Source organism: Paenibacillus sp. sgz302191, assembly GCF_057749925.1.
In genome coordinates this window covers 386,812-406,863 of record NZ_JBYLHY010000004.1, presented here as the reverse complement: position 1 = coordinate 406,863, position 20,052 = coordinate 386,812, and the positions used below count along the sequence as shown (strand labels likewise).

Genomic DNA, 20,052 nt, shown 5'->3' with positions numbered 1-20,052 from the left:
CGATCTTGCAGGCAGGTTGCCTACGTGTTACTCACCCGTCCGCCGCTATCCCCGAAGGGACCGCTCGACTTGCATGTATTAGGCACGCCGCCAGCGTTCGTCCTGAGCCAGGATCAAACTCTCCAAAAAGGTGTTACCTTTATTGAAAGCTGAATAGCTCAATTTCAAAGCTGACGAGATTTTGCAATCTCTTGTTTTGGTTGATTGCTCAACCTTGCTTCTTCACTCGTTGTTCAGTTTTCAAAGAGCAATTTCTTTCGTTCGCATCGCCGTCTTTCGAAGGCGACCTAATCAATATATCACATTCGCCTACTCGATTGCAAGTATTTTTTTTAAATTCTTTTTTTGCAATCTCGCTGTCTCAAAAGCGACAAGGAGTAATATATCAAAGATAGATTGCGAATGCAAGCTTTTTTTGAAAAATTGCTTTCCAATTGAAAAAAGCCCTATCAGCGATAAGGCTCTCACATCTATTATTTTATATTGCACCGAGTACGTCCTGAATAAACAGACTTCTTTCCGTAGCCAGGTTGACGATGGTGCCATTGATGTTCACCCATGGCCGGGTCGGATGGGCACGATCGGAAAACACGATTTCGCCCACACGATTGTCACTGAGCTTTACAAGCGTTCCGTTGCTAATTTGAGTGGACTTATTGATAAACACTTGAACAAGCGTCGGATCTACTTTGCCGAACGATTCAGTAAAAAGCTGCTCCAAAACCAAATAGGGAGACAAGGCGATTTTGTAGAAGCGATCGTTTGTCATAGCGTGAAAAATGTCTGCGATAGCGACTATTTTGGCATAGATGTGAATTTTGTCGCCTTTGACGCCTAAGGGGTAGCCTGACCCGTCTTCACGTTCGTGGTGCTGAAGTGCGCTAAGCTTTACGCCCTCGTTGATGGCCGTCATATTTTTGAGCACATTATAGCCGATCAGCGTATGCTGCTTGATTTCGTCCATTTCGGAACGGCTCAAGGCTTGTCTTTTTTCTAAAATGGAATAATCGATTTTCGCGTTGCCGATATCGTGCAAAAGTCCGGCAAGGGCGACTTGCATCAATTCTTTTTGAGGTAAGCCGTGCCATTTGGCTAATGAGTACGAGGTTAAGCTGACCATAATGCTTTTATGGTACAAGTAGTCCTGAAGGTTGGGGGTTTTGGGCGCAAAAGTCAGCACCTTATAGGCATCGATATGTTGAATCAGAGCTTCCAGCCTTGTGCGGATATCAAGAATGGGAATCGTCTGCCCCCCGCTGACAAGATGAAATACGCGCCGCAGCAAAGCTAACATATTTCGATATTCGATAAAAAAAGGATGGGCGGTTGAACTTTCAACCGGTTTACCCTCTTCCGCAACCGGCTCTGGCTCGGCGCCCGCCTGAGGCTCGATCCACACCGATTGGATAAGGAACGCTTTTAAAATCTCTATGTCTTTCTCCGTAAGCACCTTACCTTTGTAAAAAAGGGTGTTGCCCAGCTTCGTTACAACGTTATCGCCAAGTTTTTCTCCATCTTTTAATTGAGTAACGGCTACTGTCGGCACAATATTCACTCACCTTACTAAAGTTGATCTACTTGATATTGTAAAGTAAAAGGGATGGGTTTGTAAGCCCCCATCCCAATAAAATTATTGTTGAGTTTCCGACGAATCGTTGTTATCCTCTTCGTCTTCATCGTTTTGTTCCTCATTTTTTTGAACGCGGGCAAGCGTTCCGACCTCATCGTCCTCGCGAATGTTGATCAAACGGACGCCCTGCGTGTAGCGGCCCATGATTGAAATGCCGGACATACTTGTCCGGATTACGGTGCCGGACGCGGTAATGATCATGAGGTCTTCATCGTCCTGAACGACTTTGAGCCCAACCACAGGGCCGTTTTTCTCCGTTACGTTCAAGGTTTTGATTCCTTTTCCGCCGCGTGTCTGAATTCGGTATTCGGCAACAGGCGTTCGCTTGCCGAACCCTTTGGAAGTTACGATTAAGACGCTGTTATTCTCATGGACGACGTCCATATCAATAACGGCATCGTCTTCATCCAAGTGAATGCCTTTCACGCCCGTAGCGGATCTGCCCATCGAACGAACGTCCTGCTCAGGGAAGTGAATGGACATGCCGAGTTTGGTGCCCATTATGATGCCCTGATTACCGTCAGTCAATTTCACGCCAATCAAATCGTCGTCTTCGCGCAGGTTGATGGCGATTAGGCCGCCTTTGCGAATATTGGAGTAATCGTTTATCGGCGTTTTCTTCACAATACCTTGCTTGGTTGCAAAGAAGATGTATTGATCCGTCTCAAAGCCTTCAACCGGGATTACGGCGTTGATCGTTTCGCCTTGCTCGATTTGAATCAAGTTGATGATCGGCGTTCCCCGCGCAGTTCTGCTGAGATCCGGGATCTCGTATGCTTTTAAACGATACACTTTGCCTTTGTCCGTGAAGAACATGAGGTAATGGTGTGTATTTGTCGCGAACAAATGTTCGACAAAATCATCGTCTTTGGTATCCATGCCGACGACTCCGCGGCCCCCGCGCTTCTGGCTGCGGTAGGTAGATACAGGCAGACGCTTGATGTAGCCGGTATGCGTAATCGTAATGACGACATCTTCGCGAGGGATGAGGTCTTCATCTTCGATGCTTTCCTCGCCGATTGTAATTTCGGAACGACGATCGTCCGCATATTTATCTTTGATTTCATTCAATTCTTCGCTAATGATTGCAAGAATAAGCTGCTCATCTGCAAGAATAGCTTTGTATTCGGCAATCTTCTGCATGAGCTCCGCGTACTCCGCTTCGATCTTATCGCGTTCCAAGCCGGTTAAGCGCTGCAAGCGCATATCAAGAATGGCTTGAGCCTGCTCGTAGCTCAGATTGAATGTGTTGATCAAGCCCTCTCTTGCTTCATCCGGCGTCTGCGACGAGCGAATCAATGCGATAACCTGATCCAGATGGTCAAGCGCAATCCGCAAACCTTCGAGAATGTGAGCACGCGCTTCCGCTTTTCGTAAATCATACTCGGTTCTGCGGCGAATCACTTCCTGCTGATGCTTGAGGTAGTAGTGAAGCATTTCGCGCAAATTCAGAACGCGAGGCTGACCGTCCACCAGCGCCAGCATAATGATGCCGAAGTTGGACTGCAGCGCCGTCTGCTTAAACAAATTGTTAAGCACGACGTTCGGATTTACATCGCGCCGGAGCTCGATGACGATCCGCATCCCGTTGCGGTCGGATTCGTCGCGCAGGTCGGTAATGCCGTCGATTTTTTTCTCACGGACGAGCTCGGCGATTTTTTCAATCAACCTGGCTTTGTTCACCTGATACGGCAGTTCGTTCACGATAATTCTGGCTTTGTTGTTGTTCTCCTCGATCAGCGTTTTGGCGCGCATAGTCACAGAGCCGCGGCCTGTGGAGTACGCCTGTCTGATGCCTTCGCGGCCAAGAATATATCCGCCCGTAGGGAAGTCCGGCCCCTTGATAACCGACATCAGCTCAAGCGGGCTGGCGCTTGGATTGTCGATCAGCATCTGAATGCCTTCGATGACTTCGCCCAAATTGTGCGGAGGAATGTTCGTAGCCATACCGACGGCGATACCCGAGCTTCCGTTGACGAGCAAATTCGGAAAGCGGGCAGGCAGAACCGCAGGCTCGCTCTCCTCGCCGTCATAGTTAGGCACAAAGTCGATCGTCTCTTTGTTGATGTCGCGGAGCAGTTCCATCGCGATTTTGGATAGACGCGCCTCCGTATAACGCATCGCTGCGGCAAAGTCTCCGTCAATGGAACCGAAGTTGCCATGGCCGTCTACCAGCATGTAGCGAAGGGAGAAGTCCTGGGCCATCCGCACCATCGTCTCGTACACGGCCGAATCCCCGTGAGGATGATATTTACCGATGACTTCGCCGACGATTCTGGCCGATTTTTTATAAGGCTTGTCGGGGGACATCCCCAGCTCGGACATTGCAAACAGGATACGGCGATGAACCGGCTTCAAACCGTCCCTGACGTCCGGCAGCGCGCGGCTGACAATAATGCTCATCGCATAATCCAGGAAAGATGTGCGCATTTCCGTACCGATATCGATTTCTTTGACTTGCGAATGTAATTCTTCGCTCATGAATGTTCCTCCTGAAAGCTTACATCATATGCAACGCCTAAGACGTCGAAATTAGAAATCCAAGTTTTTCACGTATTTCGCATGCTCTTCGATAAAATCTCTTCGAGGTTCTACATTGTCACCCATCAGCGCATCGAAAATCGCATCCGCCTCAATCGCGTCGTCGATCGTCACCTGCAACAGCGTACGGATTTCCGGGTCCATAGTCGTTTCCCACAGCTGCTCCGGATTCATTTCGCCCAAACCTTTGTAACGCTGTACGTTCACTTTTGCGCCTTCGCCAAATTCCTGCATAATGATTTCACGCTGCTTGTCGTTGTAGGCATACCGCACCGTCTTATTGCGTTCCAGCTTGTAAAGCGGCGGTTGGGCAATGTAAACATAACCGTATTCGATCAGTTTTTTCATGTATCTGTAGAAGAAGGTAAGGAGCAGTGTCCGAATGTGAGCGCCGTCGACATCGGCATCGGTCATAATAATGATTTTGTGGTAACGGGCTTTCGTAATTTCAAAATCTTCGCTGATGCCCGTTCCGAAGGCCGTAATCATCGCGCGAATTTCCGTATTGGACAAAATGCGGTCCAACCGCGCTTTTTCCACGTTCAAAATTTTACCGCGCAGCGGAAGAATAGCCTGGAAGTGGCGGTCCCGCCCTTGCTTAGCCGAACCTCCCGCGGAGTCACCTTCTACGATGTAAATTTCACTGATGGAAGCATCCTTGGATGAGCAGTCGGCGAGTTTACCCGGGAGCGAACTGACTTCCAGGGCGCTTTTACGGCGTGTAAGCTCTCTGGCTTTACGCGCGGCTTCCCGGGCTCTGGCCGCCTGGATGCCTTTTTCCACAATTTTTTTGGCGACGGCAGGGTTCTCATCCATAAATTCCTGCAATTTCTCGGCAAACAAAGACTCGACAATACCGCGAACCTCGCTGTTTCCGAGCTTGGTCTTCGTCTGTCCTTCGAATTGCGGCTCCGGAATTTTCACGGAGATGATCGCTGCCAAACCTTCGCGCACATCGTCGCCGGAAAGATTGGAATCGCTCTCTTTGATGGAGTTGCTCTTGCGCGCATACTCATTCAAAATCCGCGTTAACGCGCTTTTAAAGCCGGACTCGTGCGTTCCGCCTTCGTGCGTGTTGATATTATTCGCAAACGAGTAGATATTCTCCGTATAGCTGTCGTTATACTGCAGCGCGATCTCGATCGAAATATTATCCTTCGCACCTTCGACATAGATCGGCGTCTGGTTAACGGCCTCGCGGTTGCGGTTCAAATACTCGACAAAGGAGATGATGCCGCCCTCGTACATGAAAGTGTTGGATGTGTCCGTGCGCTCATCCAGAAGGTTGATTTCGATCCCTTTGTTCAAAAACGCAAGCTCGCGAATTCTCGATTGGAGAATGTCGTAATCGTATTCGGTCGTTTCCTTGAAAATCTCCGGGTCCGGCTGAAACGTAACCGTAGTTCCGGTTTCTTCCGTTTCGCCGACGATTTTAACATCGTATTGCGGCGTGCCGCGGCGGTACTCCTGTTGATGAATTTTACCTTTAAGCTTAACCTGGACGATCAGTGATTCGGACAGCGCATTGACGACAGAGATACCTACTCCGTGCAGACCGCCTGACACTTTATATCCCGAATCCTCCCCGCCGAATTTACCGCCTGCGTGAAGAACGGTGAGAACAACTTCAAGAGTCGGTCTCTTCAATTTCGCATTTTCGCCGACCGGAATTCCCCGCCCGTTATCGATAACGGTGATGCTGTTGTTTTTGTGAACGATGACGTCGATCTTCGTACAAAATCCGGCCAAAGCCTCGTCGATACTGTTATCGACAACCTCCCACACGAGATGATGAAGACCGCGGGAGCTGGTTGACCCGATATACATACCAGGCCGTTTGCGAACCGCCTCTAAGCCTTCCAGTACCTGAATCTGATTTTCATCATACGTATTTTGATTCACAGACATGTTATGCTTCACCTGCTTTTTTATAGTCAAAACCGGTTAGTTCGTTAACAACTGATGAGCTCGTTTCTTAAGAGTGGTGGATGAAATGGGAGAATAATAAACTTTGTTCTTCGTAACGACGAGCGATTTGCATTCTTCCTCGCCGATGTGCTCTATGTGTTTATTTTTGCTCGCCTGCTGAATAAACTGCTTCGATATTTTGGAAGACTTCTCGATTGAGATGTCAAAAATAGCTATCAGTTCGGAAGCTCTAATAATCTTCTCGCCACCCAGATGAATAAACAAACTTATCAGCTCCTGCCGCTTACATTTCCTTTCAAAACATGGAACACGGAAGCATGGTCCAGCTTATCCATATGAACGCTATCCAGACCTGTCGTCGTAATAAAGGTTTGCACTTTTTGTTGAAACGTCCGGATCAATTGGGTTTGCCTGTATTCATCCAGCTCGGAGAGCACATCGTCGAGCAGCAGCAGCGGATATTCGCCTACTTCCTCGTGAATGAGCTCAATCTCAGCCAGTTTAAGCGATAGCGCCGTCGTCCGCTGCTGCCCCTGGGAACCGTATGTCTGCGCTTCTTTGCCGTTGATGAAGAAAAGAAGATCGTCGCGATGAGGACCGACAAGGGTTACGCCTCTGCGGAATTCCTGTTCTTTGACCTGTGTTAACTTTATCATAAATTGTTCTAATAAAACAGTTTCATCTTCAAACTCGTGCATTTCGAACGATGGGGAATAGCGAATTCGCAGCTCCTCATTGTTGTTGGTAATTCCCCTGTGAATCGTTTCCGCCCATTGCTGCAGCTTCTTAATAAAGTTTTGACGCTTTTTCATAATTTTAACACCATACTGCGCTAATTGTTCGTTCCAGACGTCCAGCATGGCATCGGGGGCGCCTTTGGAAGGGCCTGTTTGCTTTAAATAATTGTTGCGCTGCAGCAGTATTTTTTGATATTGCGACAAATCGTACAAATAGGAGGGCTGAACCTGGCCGATCTCCATATCCAAAAAGCGCCTTCTGACGCCGGGCGTCCCCTTGACGATTTCCAGATCTTCCGGGGCGAACATGACGACATTCAGGGCTCCGATAAAATTGCTCAACTTTTTTTGTTCGAGCCCGTTGATCCTCGCTTTTTTACCTTTGCCCGAAATCGCGAGATCCAACGTGCAATTCCCGTAGCGCTTGGTGATCTCGGCGTGCAGATGGGTATGATCCTGATTCCAGCCGATCAGTTCTTTGTCCTGATGGGTGCGGTGCGATTTGGTCATCGCAAGGACATAGATCGATTCAAGCAGATTCGTTTTACCCTGTGCGTTGGGGCCGACAAAAATATTGACGTTGCTGTCGGTCGTCAGTTCGACCTGTTCGTAATTCCGGTAGTGACTCACATGCAGCTTGGTTAAAAACATGGCACATCCTCCTGGGTGCTCGGCGCTGTCAGGAGCTTACCACTTCAAATTGTCCGAAGCCCTCTACAAACACCATATCATGCGGTACCAGCTTGCGTCCTCTGCGGTTTTCAGCCTGCCCGTTCACTTCGATTTTCGTCTCCTGCACAAAAAATTTGGCTTGTCCACCTGTGGATATGCAGTCGGCCAGCTTTAAAAATTGCCCGAGCGTGATGTACTCGGTGCGAATCCCGATTTGTTTCATCCTGCATCTCCTTTAGTTGGTAGTACGGTAAGGCAGAATCAGTTGAAGAATATTCGATCCGTCTTCCGGCTTGATGATAATTGGCTGCATAGCGCCGGTAAATCCGATGTGGATAAACTCCGAGTCGAGCACTTTCAGCGCGTCCAGCATGTATTTGGAGTTAAACGAGATGCGCAGCAGTTCTCCGGTAATCCGCTGCAAATTAATTTGCTCGGTAACTTTGCCCAGCTCGGAGGAAGTCGATGAAATTTCGATCGTTTCGTCCTCGCGCATGATCATTTTCACAATATTCGATTTGTCTTCTCTGGAAAGCAGGTAGGCGCGATCGATCGCTTCCGCAAGCCCTTTGGTCGGAACGACCATTTCCGTTTGAAAAGACTGGGGAATGAGCTTGGAAGTATCAGGATAAGTACCGTCCAAAATACGGGAATAAAAAAGAATCGAATGAATTTTGAATAAAACCTGATTGTCCGAAATAACAATATCGATAAGAGAGTTTTGATCAGGCAAAATTTTGCTTAATTCAACCAACGTTCTTCCGGAAATAACAATATTTTGAAGGTTTTGCGCCGTTTCATTGTCGATCGTTACTTCTCTGCTGGCCAATCGATGGCGGTCGCAGGCAATAAACTTCAGCTTGTCGCCGGTAATGCTCCACAATACGCCTGTAAGAATCGGCGTCGACTCGTTGGTGGATACGGCAAAAGAAGTTTGCTTGATCATCGTTTTCAACAGATCGCTTGGCAGGCGGATCATTTTGTTTTCTTCGATTTGCGGCAGCAGCGGATACTCTTCAGGATCCAGTCCCATTATCTGAATTTCGGAAGAGCCGGAGCGGATTGTCGTTTGGAAATGGTGGCCGACTTCGATTTCTATAATTTGCGAAGGCAGCTTGCGAATAATTTCCACGAAAAATTTGGCCGGCAGCACAACGCTCCCCGATCGGAAAAGCTCGATAATTTTCATCGTGCCGTTTTCGGTAGGGGTAAAGCTTTGGATCGAAATGTCGGTATCGCTTGCGGTTAAGGTGACTCCGCTTGCATTGGCATCTATTTTGATTCCCGTAAGGATCGGAATGGTCGTTCTGCTTGAAATCGCCTTGGAAACGTGACCAATGGATTCGATCAATTGATCTTTGAGTATCGTTAATTTCATAAGTTCACTCCTGCGGTTCTTTTTTTCGATGCGAAGCATATTTATACATAATAACATTTTTTAAATATTTTTAGTAATAGCAGTAGGGCGCCTGAGTATGTGGATATGTGGATCAATCGTTCAAAAATCAAGCCTATCCACATGTGAATAGATTGTGCATAGGCTTAAGGCTATTGTTTATGATTTCGGAAAACTTGTTAGGAAGACGGATTTTTAATCTTCTCGGTCAAATTGTGAATGATTTTATATAATTCCTGATCGGCTTTCAGCGATTCGGTTATTTTCTCGTGCGCGTGGATGACTGTCGTATGGTCGCGGCCGCCGAAATTTTCGCCGATTTTCGGCAAAGAGAAGTCCGTCAGCTCCCTGGCCAAGTACATGGCGACCTGCCGCGGGAAGGCAACGGCCTTGGTCCGCTTCCGCGCTTTGAAATCCTCCAGCTTTAATCCGTAAAATTCGCCGACCCGCTGCTGAATGTCCTGAATCGTGATGACCTTAGGCCGGCTGGACGGAATAATATCCTTCAACGCTTCGGCCGCCAAATGAACGCTGATATCCTGATTGATCAAAGACGAATAGGCAACTACCCGAATCAATGCGCCTTCAAGCTCGCGAATGTTCGTATCGATCTGGTTGGCTATGTAATTCATGGCCTCGTTGGGAATTTCGAGATTTTCGGCTTTCGCTTTTTTGCGCAAAATAGCGATCCGCGTCTCCAGATCCGGCGGCTGAATGTCGGTGATCAGCCCCCATTCGAAGCGCGAGCGCAGCCGGTCCTCCAGCGTAGGAATTTCCTTGGGCGGACGGTCGCTGGAAATAATAATTTGTTTGCCTTCTTCGTGAAGGGCGTTGAATGTATGGAAAAATTCCTCCTGCGTTCCTTCTTTGCCGGCGAGGAATTGAATATCGTCAATGAGCAGCACGTCGATAGATCTGTATTTATTGCGGAAATCTTCCCCGCGGTTGTGAAGAATGACCGTATTGATGAATTCGTTCGTGAACTTCTCTGATGAAATATAAAGCACGCGCGCCTTCGGATTGTGCTCCAATACATAGTGGCCGATCGCATGCATCAAATGCGTCTTGCCAAGTCCGACTCCCCCGTATAAAAAGAGGGGATTGTAAGCTTTGGCCGGCGCTTCGGCTACGGCGAGCGACGCCGCATGGGCGAAACGGTTCCCGGATCCGATGACGAACGTATCGAACGTATATCTGGCGTTCATCATATTCGTAAAAGTTTCTTCCTGCGAAGTGATCGCCGGGCCCTTGGGAGGTATGACAGTGGCGGCCGCTGCGGGCTGCGCTTTTTGCTCGTCGGTTTCGATGACGAACTTGACTTCAACGCGTTTGCCGGTGAAATCGTAGATGGTCCCCTCAATCAGCTTGGTGTAGCGGCTTTCCAGCCACTCTCTGGCAAAATTGTTGGGCGCGCAAACAACAACCGAAGCGTCATTGAACACGGTTGCTTTGGTTGATTTCAGCCAAGTGTCGAAACTTGGTTTACTCAGTTTTGTTTGTATAATAGACAAAACTTGCTGCCATAAATCGTTAGTATGGCCTTCCACAGTAATTCACTCCTTCTAAATTCAAACGTGGCATAAGGCCAGCAAGAGGAAATGGTGTCAGAAAAGGATAGGATTTGTCGTTTTATCCACAGTATTAAGAATCGGTTAAAATGACTTATTCTTTAAGAGGGAAAATTGTTCACAATTTTATCCACAGGTTGTTGATAAATCGGAGGGTAACTGGAGTATATCCACAACAGAAACATAACTATCTTATCAAAAGATGACCTGTTAATCAACGGATTGTTTGATATTATCCACAATTTCAAGAAGTTGTGCATAGCTTTTGTTCACAACACAAGATATTGTTGATACCTTGTTAATTTTCGACAAGCTTTGCTTTTTCCGCCCGGCAAATTATGCACAGGTTGTACTTTGGCGAAAAATTTTCGGAAACGGGAAGTCCTGCGGGAGCCCGCTGTGCCAGTTGACTTTTCCCGCTGAAAATGGTTTAATGGTTAGAGAAATTTTGTAGGATGGGATATCCTCATCAAGGAGGTGCTATAGATGGGTCCAACGTTTAACCCTAATACGAGAAAGCGCAAGAAAAACCATGGCTTCCGTAAAAGAATGAGCACGAAGAACGGCCGTAAAGTGCTGAGCGCTCGTCGTCTAAAAGGAAGAAAAGTTCTTAGCGCGTAAAGAGAGGCTCCGAAAGGGGCTTTTTTTTATGCTTGCAAAAAACGAACTGTTTTAATTTGCTTTTTTTCGTTAAGGCTATATGAATAGTGATTTGCAGATGCATAAACTTGGATGCTACCTGTCTGGAGTGTACTTATTTGTGGAAAAAAAATATAGATTGGCCAAAAGAGAAGACTTCGGCAAAGTGTACCGCTACGGGAAGTCGATGGCTAACCATCAGTTTGTTCTATATTATTTGGCGCAGCCGAAGCTGGAGGAGTTTCGCCTTGGCGTATCGGTCAGCAAAAAAGTGGGCAATGCGGTCGTCCGCAACCGTTTGCGCAGAATGATCAAGGAAATCGTAAGATTGAGAAAAGAGAGCATGGTGCCTCATTACGACTATGTTTTGATTGCCCGGAAGCCTGCGGCGGAGATGGATTATCACGAGATGGAGAAGAGTATCGCGCACGTAATCCGCAAAGCTTTTTCCAATAAAAGAAATGAGCCTGTAAAAAAGTAGTGTTTTATTTCCTTGCGGATGAAAGTTGTGGTATAGTTTAACTTGGAAAAGATATATAGGAGGATCTCATTTTGACTCGTCGAATCTATTTGCTTGCCGCAATGGCAGCTATGCTCGTTTTGCTTGCCGGTTGCGCGCCACATACTGCTGCTACAGCACCGATCGATCCTGCTACAGCCGGATTCTTTACCAAGTATTTCGTATATCCTTTATCTGAAACGCTTGACTGGTTCGCCGATCATTTATGGGGTCAATACGGTCTGTCCATCCTGGTTGTAACGATTATTATCCGACTTATTATTTTGCCGTTGACGCTTAAGCAATATAAAAGCTCCAAGCGGATGCAAGATTTGCAGCCTGAGATGAAAAAGCTGAAGGAAAAGTACAAGGACGACGCGAAAAAGCAGCAGGAAGAAACCATGAAGCTGTTCCAGCAAAATGGCGTGAATCCTTTGGCCGGATGCTTCCCGATCATTGTGCAAATGCCGATTCTGATAGCGCTGTATCAAGCGATTATGAGAAATGACCATATCCGTGAACATACCTTTTTATGGCTGAATTTGGGTTCGCCGGATCATCTGTATATACTTCCGTTAATTGCCGCGGCAACTACGTTCGTGCAGCAAAAATTTATGTCCTCGCAAATGAACCAGCAGATGAAAAGCTTGCTGTTTATTTTCCCGGTCATGATTTTCGTCATGTCGATGAACTTTGCGGCTGCGCTGCCGCTTTACTGGATATACGGCAACATCTTCACGATTGTTCAGTCTTACTTTATTTACGGTTCTCCTGGATCTCAAAAAAATAAGGGTGGCCTGTCCAAATGAAAAAAATCGTGGTGACTGGAAAAACCATCGAAGATGCGGTGAAAGCCGGACTCCGACAATGGAATGTATCTGAAGATCGTGTGAATATTCATGTTTTGGAGCAGCCCTCAAAAGGGCTGTTCGGTTTCATTGGTTCGAAAGAAGGTAAAGTCGAGCTGGAATTGATCCCGGATGCGCTTGAAGAAGCGACCCTTTTTTTACAGGATATTTTCAAGACGATGCAAATTTCCATCACCATAGATCAGCAAAAAGATCGAGAAGGCACCATCTTGAATATGAGCGGACCTGAATTAGGTATATTGATCGGTAAAAGAGGGCAAACTTTGGACGCGCTGCAATATTTGATTAATATTGTGGCGAATCGCTATTCGACTTCGCACATTCGGATTGTTCTGGATGCGGAAAATTTCCGCGAGAGACGGAAGAAGACGCTGGAAGATCTGGCGGTCAGACTGGCTGGCCGCGTGTTGAAATCGAAGAAAGAAGTCATACTGGAGCCGATGAATGCGCAGGAACGCAAAATTATTCATTCCGAACTTCAAGATCATCCGTCCGTGAAAACTTACAGTAAAGGCGAAGAACCGAACCGAAGAGTGGTTATCGCCCTAAAATAACGATCATTGCAATGACTTGGTTCATGTCATTGCTTTTTCTTTAATTAAGAGGAATTCTTCCGAGGTGTATGATGATGTTGAAAGATACGATTGCCGCTATTTCTACTCCGCTTGGGGAAGGCGGTATTTCGGTGATTCGCGTAAGCGGCGAAGATGCTGTCCCGTTCGTGGAAAAGATCTTTCGTTCGAAGACGAAATTGTCGGAAGCGCAAACCCATACGGTTCATTACGGTCATATCGTAGAGCCGGGCACAGCGGAGAAATTGGAGGAAGTTCTCGTTACGCTTATGAGAGCTCCCAGGTCGTTTACGATGGAAGATGTGGTCGAGGTTAACTGTCATGGCGGAATTGTCGCCGTGAAAAAAGTGCTCGACTTGCTGCTGCAGCAAGGAATACGGCTTGCCGAGCCGGGAGAGTTCACGAAGCGCGCTTTTCTGAACGGTCGTATAGATTTAACGCAGGCGGAAGCAGTGATCGATTTGATTCGCGCCAAGTCGGACCGGGCGTTCAAAGTTGCTTTGAAGCAAGTGGAAGGCAATTTGTCCAAGCAAATTAAGCTCTTGCGGCACCAGCTTGTTGAACTGATGGCGCATGTAGAAGTAAACATCGACTATCCGGAGCATGACGTCGAGGAAATGACGAATGCTTTTATCAAAACTAAATGTACGCTGGTCATGAGCGAGATTGAGAAGCTGCTTCATACCGCACAGCAGGGCAAAATTCTGCGTGAGGGTATTGAAACAGCTATTGTCGGTAGGCCGAATGTTGGAAAATCGTCGCTGCTTAACGAGCTGGCTCAGGAGAACCGGGCGATCGTTACGGACATTCCGGGTACGACGAGAGATGTGATCGAGGAATTTGTGAATGTGGGCGGTATTCCGCTGAAGCTTCTGGATACGGCGGGGATCCGCGAAACTACCGATATTGTGGAGCAAATCGGGGTGGAGCGTTCCAAGACCGCGCTCGCAGAGGCGGATCTTATTTTGCTGGTGCTGAACAGCAGCGAAGATTTGCAGTTGGATGAGCTGGCGCTTATGAAACAACTGGCGGAAAAACAGACGATTGTCATTTTGAATAAAATCGATCTGCCGAGAAAGATTGACTTGGATCAGGTTTATGCCTATTTCCCGGCAGAACGAGTGGTGGAGCTTTCGCTGCTCGAGAACCGGGGAATCGAAGACTTGGAAAAAGCGATTGCCGCCATTTTCTTTGAAGGGAAGCTGGAAGCAGGCGATTTGACATATGTCAGCAACGTTCGGCATATTGCGCTGTTGAAACAGGCGAAAAGTTCCTTGCAGGATGCGCTTGACGCTAACGAGCAGTACGTGCCGATCGATATGATTCAAATCGATATTCGCGCGTCTTGGGAACAGTTAGGCGAAATTATCGGCGATTCGGTCGGGGAATCTTTGATCGATCAGATTTTTACGCAGTTTTGTTTGGGAAAATAATAAAATCAGGCTATTTTCATAATTCGTTTTCACAAAAGAGGGAGGGACATAACCCCATGGGATATCATGCTGGTGATTATGAAGTTATTGTGATCGGAGCCGGACACGCCGGATGCGAAGCCGCGCTTGCTTCCGCTCGAATGGGCTGCAATACGCTGCTGCTTACGATTAATTTGGATATGGTTGCTTTTATGCCCTGCAACCCATCCATTGGTGGTCCTGCAAAGGGCCACGTTGTTCGGGAGATTGATGCGCTCGGCGGAGAAATGGGCAGAAACATCGATAAAACCTACATTCAAATGAGAATGTTGAATACGGGCAAAGGGCCGGCTGTTCATGCGCTCCGTGCTCAAGCCGATAAGTTTTTGTACCAGCATAAGATGAAAGAAACGATCGAGGCGACGGACAACTTGACGCTGCGTCAAGGTATGGCCGAAGAACTTATCGTTGAAGACGGCGTGTGCAAAGGGGTTATTACAAAAACCGGCGCGGAATATTACGCCAAGGCGGTAGTTCTTACAACCGGAACTTATCTGCGGGGGAAAGTGATCATCGGGGAATTGATGTATGAGAGCGGCCCTAACAACCAGCAGCCTTCTGTAAAACTGTCCGAGTCGCTGCGCAAGCTAGGCTTTGACTTGGTGCGCTTCAAAACGGGAACTCCGCCGCGCGTTCATAAAGATTCCATCGATTTTGATAAAACCGAAATTCAGCCGGGCGACGCGGAACCGAAATTTTTCTCCTATGAAACGAAGGAGGGTGCAGGCGAGCAGATTCCTTGCTGGTTGACGTACACTTCAGAAGACACACATAAGATCATTAATGATAACCTTCACCGCGCGCCAATGTTCTCCGGTGCAATCGAAGGAACCGGCCCGCGCTATTGCCCTTCGATTGAGGATAAAATAGTTCGCTTTAGCGATAAGCCGAAGCATCAAATTTTCTTGGAGCCGGAAGGCAGAAATACATCTGAGTATTATGTGCAAGGCCTTTCTACCAGCATGCCGGAGGATGTTCAGCTTGGCATTCTGCGTTCGATCCCCGGGCTTGAGAAAGTCGAAATGATGAGAACGGGCTACGCGATCGAGTATGATGCGGTAGTTCCTACACAACTGAAGCCGTCTTTGGAAACGAAGCTTGTGAGCGGTTTGTTTACGGCAGGTCAAATTAACGGGACTTCCGGATATGAAGAGGCGGCGGGCCAGGGAATCATGGCTGGCATTAACGCAGCGCGTAAAGTGCAGGAGAAGGATGCCGTTATTCTCGACCGTTCGGAAGGTTACATCGGCGTATTGATCGATGATTTGGTGACGAAAGGAACAAGCGAGCCTTACCGTCTGCTGACTTCCCGGGCCGAATACCGTCTGCTGCTTCGCCATGACAATGCTGACTTGCGTCTGACTCCAATCGGCCATGAGATCGGGCTGATCTCGGACGAACGCTACACAGCCTTTTTGCATAAAAAAGACTTGGTGGAGCAAGAAATCGGGCGTTTGAAAACGTCGAAGGTAAGGCCTGAACCGCATGTTCAAGCGATTTTGGAAAGCCTGAACAGCGTAGTTTTGAACAATGCGGTTGATGTGCTTTCATTGCTTCGCCGGCCGGAAGTGGAGTATCGTCACATTGAGCAGATGTCGCCGTCGCCGCTGGAGCTATCGGATGAAATGAAGGAGCAAGTGGAAATCCAGGTGAAATACGCAGGCTACATCGAGAAGCAGTTGGCCCAAGTAGATCGTCTGCGCAAAATGGAGAAGAAGAAAATCCCGGACGACATCGAATACAGTGAAATTCATGGCATCGCTACGGAAGCGAAGCAAAAGCTGGCGAAAATCCGCCCGGTATCGATTGGTCAGGCATCGCGTATTTCCGGAGTTACACCTGCGGATATTTCCATTCTGCTTGTTTATTTGGAACACTATAACAAAGTCGTTGCTGCAAGAGGATAATCGATGGACGCTATTCAACAAAACTTTATTCGATTTTTAGAAGAACATAACGTTGCTTTGACTTCCGCGCAGTTGGATCAGTTTGAGCTGTACTACAAAACGCTTGTCGAGTGGAATGAAAAGATGAACTTAACTGCAATTACGGAGAGAGAACAAGTATATATGAAACATTTTTATGATTCTCTCTCTCTTTCTTTTTATTTTCCTGTTGGACAAGTTTCCACGATTGCCGATATTGGCTCGGGGGCCGGGTTTCCGAGTATTCCTTTGAAAATAGCTTTTCCGCATCTGCAAGTTACTATCGTAGACTCACTGAATAAGCGGATTACTTTTTTACGGGAACTCGTTACGCTATTAGGACTTGAGCATGCGGAGTGCGTTCACGGCAGGGCGGAGGATGTTGCCAGACTTGCTCCTTATCGCGATCATTTTGATCTTGTGACGGCTCGTGCGGTTGCCAGATTGAGCGTACTGAATGAGTTTTGTCTTCCTTTTGTGAAAAAAGGCGGATCTTTTATAGCAATGAAAGGTTCCGATGTGGAAGAGGAATTTTCCGAAGCGAAATATAGTTTGTCAGAGTTAAAAGGCAAGCTAATCAAGGTTGATCGAATGGAGCTTCCGATAGAGCAATCTGTCCGCCATTTCGTGCAAATCGAGAAAATAGGCGCAACGCCAGCCAAATATCCCCGAAAAGCGGGAGTACCTTTGAAAAGTCCGCTCGTTAAGGGTTAGTATGATGTTCCACGTGAAACATTATTGAAACGTTCATAATTTGATTGGCAGGAACTTCATCATTTGTGGAGAATTAGTAAGTACATGAGATTTCTCGTCAACCTACGTCAGTTTAGCACTACTGCTGCTGGCAGTCATATTACGGGGAAGAGTTGGTGGTAAGTTTTCCTATGAAAGAACAAATATCAAAACTATTTGGCCTTGCGGATCGAACGAATACAGATGAGGTAAAGAATATACCTGTCAATAACATCACGCCTAGCCCGTACCAGCCGAGGACGGTTTTTGATGATGATCGTATAGACGAACTATGTCAAACAATCCGCACGCACGGTGTGATTCAGCCTATTGTTGTCAGGGTAAAAAATAATACGTTCGAACTGATCGCCGGTGAACGGCGCCTCCGTGCTGTGAAAAAGCTGGGTATGGATACAATCCCGGCAATCGTTCGGGATTTCAATGATTCCCAGGCAGCTTCAATTGCTTTAATTGAAAACCTTCAAAGGGAAGGTCTTACCGCCATTGAGGAAGCTGCTGCTTACCAGCAATTAATAGAAATGCATGACTTGACACAAGAGAGTCTCGCACAGCGTCTTGGTAAAAGCCAGTCCACGATTGCAAACAAAATTCGGCTGCTCCATTTAAGCGAACCTGTAAAAGCAGCTTTAATGGAACGGAAAATATCCGAACGTCATGCACGCGCTCTGCTGTCTCTTGATCAGGAAGAAATGCAGGTCAAAGTTCTTGAGGAAATTATTGCTAAAGAGCTGAATGTAAAGCAGACTGAAGCAAAAATTAACTTTCTGAAAGAAGCTGCGAAACTGAAGAAGTCTCGGCGGGTATCTTTTACGAAAGATGTACGGCTGGCCTTAAATACAATTCGTCAATCCGTAGAAATGGTAACGAGTTCCGGCCTCAACATTAATACTTCTGAAAAAGATCATGAAGACCATTACGAAATTATAATTAAAATTCCTAAACGATAACGGGAAATTGTGGTGCTTAACTAAACGGCGCAAGCCGTTTTTTTGTTTCTTTTAAAAGATTTTGCCCTATGACTGCGCAGAGTTGGCGTTGCTTTTGCCGAATCTGTTATAATTAATTTTACCCGTTAAATTTTGCTTCATATTGATAAGGTATAAGTTCGGAAGATATGGTAAGATAGAAGTATTCTGTATTTGGCATCTGGAACATAAGCGATAGAGGTGAACAGGTTTTGTCTAAAATAATTGCAATAACGAACCAGAAGGGCGGGGTCGGCAAGACTACGACTTCCGTGAACCTGGGAGCCTCTCTGGCCTCATTGGGCAAGAGAGTGCTGTTGGTTGATATTGATCCGCAGGGAAATACAACAAGTGGAATTGGCATCAATAAAGCGGATGTCGTTAATTGTATATACGATGTGCTTATCAATGATGTTCATCCCAAAGACGCGACGGCTGATACGAATATTGAAAATCTCAAAATCATTCCGGCAACGATTCAGCTTGCGGGTGCGGAAATTGAGCTTGTTCCTACGATCTCCAGAGAAGTAAGGCTTAAGAAGTCTCTCCAACTTGTTAAGCATATGTATGACTACATTCTTATTGATTGTCCTCCTTCGCTAGGTTTGTTAACGATCAATTCTTTAACAGCCGCGGATTCAGTCATTATCCCAATTCAATGTGAATATTATGCGCTTGAGGGTCTTAGCCAGCTTTTGAATACGGTTCGTTTGGTCCAAAAGCATCTGAATACCGGTTTGCAAATAGAAGGCGTTCTATTAACTATGTTTGACGCAAGAACGAATCTTGGCATTCAAGTTATTGAGGAAGTAAAGAAGTATTTTCAGCAAAAAGTGTACCAAACTATTATTCCAAGAAATGTTCGCTTAAGTGAGGCGCCGAGTCACGGGCAATCGATTATCACTTATGATCCTCGTTCCAAAGGAGCGGAAGTATATTTGGAGCTAGCGAAGGAAGTGATCTCTGTATGAGCAAAGGCTTAGGTAAGGGATTAGGTAAAGGTTTGGATGCATTGCTGCCATCATTGCATATCGATGACAACGATAAGGTCATTCAAATTCCTCTCTCCCAACTTCGAGCGAATCCATATCAACCCAGAAAAAATTTCAATGAAGATGGCATAAAGGAATTAGCGGACTCTATTAAAGAACACGGTGTTATCCAACCGATTATCGTTCGTAAGGTTTTAAAAGGTTTTGAGATTATAGCTGGTGAGAGGCGCTATAGAGCTTCACAGATGTGCGGGCTTCCGACCATCCCGGCGGTAGAACGAACTTTTTCCGACCAGCAGGTCATGGAAATTGCGTTGATTGAAAATGTCCAGCGTGAGGATTTGAACGCTTTGGAGATCGCCACTGCGTATCAAGGCATCATTGATCAATTCAATCTTACTCAAGAAGAGCTCTCTGCTAAGGTAGGCAAAAGCCGGTCTCATATTGCAAACTTTTTGCGGCTGCTTCAACTGCCGGAATCAGTCAAACAATATGTTTCACGTGGAACATTATCGATGGGGCATGCAAGAGCGATTGTAGGCGTCAAAGATGATAAGGTAAAAAAAGAACTGGCGGAAACGACAATCAACAAACAGTGGAGCGTTCGTGATTTAGAAGAAGCAATCAAAATGCTCGAAGAACAAGCAGGTCAAGAAAAAGAAAAGAACAAGCAGAAGGTCAAACAAAGAGACCCATACATTCATCAGGCGGAAGATCAGCTTCGCGATTTGTATCGGACAACGGTGAAAATCAAGCATCAACAAGACAAAGGAAAAATCGAGCTTCTGTATTATTCGAAAGATGATCTGAATCGTCTTTTGGAACTGCTTCAAGGCAAAATCTCTTAAAATTAGATAGCATGCCGATGGTTTTCTTTCAAGCAGAAAGAACAA

General features: G+C 46.6%; 18 protein-coding genes and 1 rRNA gene. 10 read left to right on the top strand and 9 right to left on the bottom strand.

What is annotated here, in order from left to right:
- The 9 genes from AC3G2T_RS08575 to dnaA form a co-directional block, all read right to left on the bottom strand.
- Nucleotides 1-129 (bottom strand): 16S ribosomal RNA (locus AC3G2T_RS08575); the annotation flags it as partial.
- A 349-nt stretch (nt 130-478) separates the two neighbouring features.
- Nucleotides 479-1,546 (bottom strand): HD-GYP domain-containing protein, encoded by a 1,068-nt coding sequence (locus tag AC3G2T_RS08570; protein ID WP_474682280.1) that lies wholly within the window; start codon nt 1,544-1,546, stop codon nt 479-481.
- Nucleotides 1,547-1,630: 84 nt separating this feature from the next.
- Nucleotides 1,631-4,111, bottom strand: a complete 2,481-nt coding sequence (gene gyrA / locus AC3G2T_RS08565) for a DNA gyrase subunit A (RefSeq protein WP_488435157.1) — start codon at nt 4,109-4,111, stop codon at nt 1,631-1,633.
- 51 nt (nt 4,112-4,162) lie between these two features.
- Nucleotides 4,163-6,079, bottom strand: a complete 1,917-nt coding sequence (gyrB, locus tag AC3G2T_RS08560; protein WP_488435156.1) for a DNA topoisomerase (ATP-hydrolyzing) subunit B — start codon at nt 6,077-6,079, stop codon at nt 4,163-4,165.
- A gap of 36 nt (nt 6,080-6,115) precedes the next feature.
- Nucleotides 6,116-6,364: an extracellular matrix regulator RemB gene (remB, locus tag AC3G2T_RS08555; protein WP_474682283.1), complete on the bottom strand. Its 249-nt coding sequence runs from the start codon at nt 6,362-6,364 to the stop codon at nt 6,116-6,118.
- 5 nt (nt 6,365-6,369) lie between these two features.
- On the bottom strand, nt 6,370-7,488 hold the full coding sequence (gene recF, locus AC3G2T_RS08550) for a DNA replication/repair protein RecF (protein WP_488435155.1): 1,119 nt from the start codon (nt 7,486-7,488) through the stop codon (nt 6,370-6,372).
- A gap of 28 nt (nt 7,489-7,516) precedes the next feature.
- Nucleotides 7,517-7,732 (bottom strand): S4 domain-containing protein YaaA, encoded by a 216-nt coding sequence (gene yaaA, locus AC3G2T_RS08545; protein WP_488435154.1) that lies wholly within the window; start codon nt 7,730-7,732, stop codon nt 7,517-7,519.
- Nucleotides 7,733-7,744: 12 nt separating this feature from the next.
- Complete coding sequence (dnaN, locus tag AC3G2T_RS08540; RefSeq protein ID WP_488435153.1) at nt 7,745-8,887, bottom strand: DNA polymerase III subunit beta; 1,143 nt, start codon at nt 8,885-8,887, stop codon at nt 7,745-7,747.
- 197 nt (nt 8,888-9,084) lie between these two features.
- A complete protein-coding gene (dnaA, locus tag AC3G2T_RS08535; protein WP_474682287.1) occupies nt 9,085-10,452 on the bottom strand; it encodes a chromosomal replication initiator protein DnaA in 1,368 nt (455 codons plus the stop codon).
- Nucleotides 10,453-10,959: 507 nt separating this feature from the next.
- On the opposite strand from dnaA, the gene rpmH reads away from it, so the two are divergent.
- From rpmH to AC3G2T_RS08485, 10 genes are all read left to right on the top strand, one after another.
- The gene (gene rpmH, locus AC3G2T_RS08530) at nt 10,960-11,094 is read left to right on the top strand and encodes a 50S ribosomal protein L34 (protein WP_163947939.1); all 135 of its coding nucleotides are present in this window, start codon (nt 10,960-10,962) and stop codon (nt 11,092-11,094) included.
- Between the two features lie 139 nt (nt 11,095-11,233).
- Nucleotides 11,234-11,593 (top strand): ribonuclease P protein component, encoded by a 360-nt coding sequence (gene rnpA, locus AC3G2T_RS08525; protein WP_474682288.1) that lies wholly within the window; start codon nt 11,234-11,236, stop codon nt 11,591-11,593.
- A 71-nt stretch (nt 11,594-11,664) separates the two neighbouring features.
- Nucleotides 11,665-12,420 (top strand): membrane protein insertase YidC, encoded by a 756-nt coding sequence (gene yidC / locus AC3G2T_RS08520; RefSeq protein WP_474682289.1) that lies wholly within the window; start codon nt 11,665-11,667, stop codon nt 12,418-12,420.
- Entirely contained in the window at nt 12,417-13,034 is a 618-nt protein-coding gene (jag, locus tag AC3G2T_RS08515) for an RNA-binding cell elongation regulator Jag/EloR (protein WP_474682290.1), read from the top strand. Before yidC ends, jag begins: the two co-directional genes overlap by 4 nt.
- A 74-nt stretch (nt 13,035-13,108) precedes the next feature.
- On the top strand, nt 13,109-14,485 hold the full coding sequence (gene mnmE / locus AC3G2T_RS08510; protein ID WP_488435165.1) for a tRNA uridine-5-carboxymethylaminomethyl(34) synthesis GTPase MnmE: 1,377 nt from the start codon (nt 13,109-13,111) through the stop codon (nt 14,483-14,485).
- Nucleotides 14,486-14,541: 56 nt separating this feature from the next.
- The gene (mnmG, locus tag AC3G2T_RS08505; RefSeq protein ID WP_488435152.1) at nt 14,542-16,431 is read left to right on the top strand and encodes a tRNA uridine-5-carboxymethylaminomethyl(34) synthesis enzyme MnmG; all 1,890 of its coding nucleotides are present in this window, start codon (nt 14,542-14,544) and stop codon (nt 16,429-16,431) included.
- A gap of 3 nt (nt 16,432-16,434) precedes the next feature.
- Entirely contained in the window at nt 16,435-17,163 is a 729-nt protein-coding gene (gene rsmG / locus AC3G2T_RS08500; RefSeq protein WP_488435151.1) for a 16S rRNA (guanine(527)-N(7))-methyltransferase RsmG, read from the top strand.
- A gap of 170 nt (nt 17,164-17,333) precedes the next feature.
- Nucleotides 17,334-18,149, top strand: a complete 816-nt coding sequence (gene noc / locus AC3G2T_RS08495) for a nucleoid occlusion protein (RefSeq protein WP_474682293.1) — start codon at nt 17,334-17,336, stop codon at nt 18,147-18,149.
- A 230-nt stretch (nt 18,150-18,379) separates the two neighbouring features.
- Nucleotides 18,380-19,138, top strand: coding sequence for a ParA family protein (locus AC3G2T_RS08490; protein ID WP_474682294.1), 759 nt, complete (start codon nt 18,380-18,382; stop codon nt 19,136-19,138).
- The gene (locus AC3G2T_RS08485; protein ID WP_474682295.1) at nt 19,135-20,007 is read left to right on the top strand and encodes a ParB/RepB/Spo0J family partition protein; all 873 of its coding nucleotides are present in this window, start codon (nt 19,135-19,137) and stop codon (nt 20,005-20,007) included. Before AC3G2T_RS08490 ends, AC3G2T_RS08485 begins: the two co-directional genes overlap by 4 nt.
- The last annotated feature ends 45 nt before the right edge of the window (nt 20,008-20,052 follow it).

Coding starts and splice junctions, on each gene's coding strand:
- mnmE (WP_488435165.1), top strand. CDS start 13,109: ATGTTGAAAGATACGATTGCCGCTATTTCTACTCCGCTTGGGGAAGGC.
- yaaA (WP_488435154.1), bottom strand. CDS start 7,732: ATGAAACAAATCGGGATTCGCACCGAGTACATCACGCTCGGGCAATTT.
- rsmG (WP_488435151.1), top strand. CDS start 16,435: ATGGACGCTATTCAACAAAACTTTATTCGATTTTTAGAAGAACATAAC.
- AC3G2T_RS08485 (WP_474682295.1), top strand. CDS start 19,135: ATGAGCAAAGGCTTAGGTAAGGGATTAGGTAAAGGTTTGGATGCATTG.
- dnaN (WP_488435153.1), bottom strand. CDS start 8,887: ATGAAATTAACGATACTCAAAGATCAATTGATCGAATCCATTGGTCAC.
- mnmG (WP_488435152.1), top strand. CDS start 14,542: ATGGGATATCATGCTGGTGATTATGAAGTTATTGTGATCGGAGCCGGA.
- recF (WP_488435155.1), bottom strand. CDS start 7,488: ATGTTTTTAACCAAGCTGCATGTGAGTCACTACCGGAATTACGAACAG.
- rpmH (WP_163947939.1), top strand. CDS start 10,960: ATGGGTCCAACGTTTAACCCTAATACGAGAAAGCGCAAGAAAAACCAT.
- gyrA (WP_488435157.1), bottom strand. CDS start 4,111: ATGAGCGAAGAATTACATTCGCAAGTCAAAGAAATCGATATCGGTACG.
- jag (WP_474682290.1), top strand. CDS start 12,417: ATGAAAAAAATCGTGGTGACTGGAAAAACCATCGAAGATGCGGTGAAA.
- gyrB (WP_488435156.1), bottom strand. CDS start 6,079: ATGTCTGTGAATCAAAATACGTATGATGAAAATCAGATTCAGGTACTG.
- noc (WP_474682293.1), top strand. CDS start 17,334: ATGAAAGAACAAATATCAAAACTATTTGGCCTTGCGGATCGAACGAAT.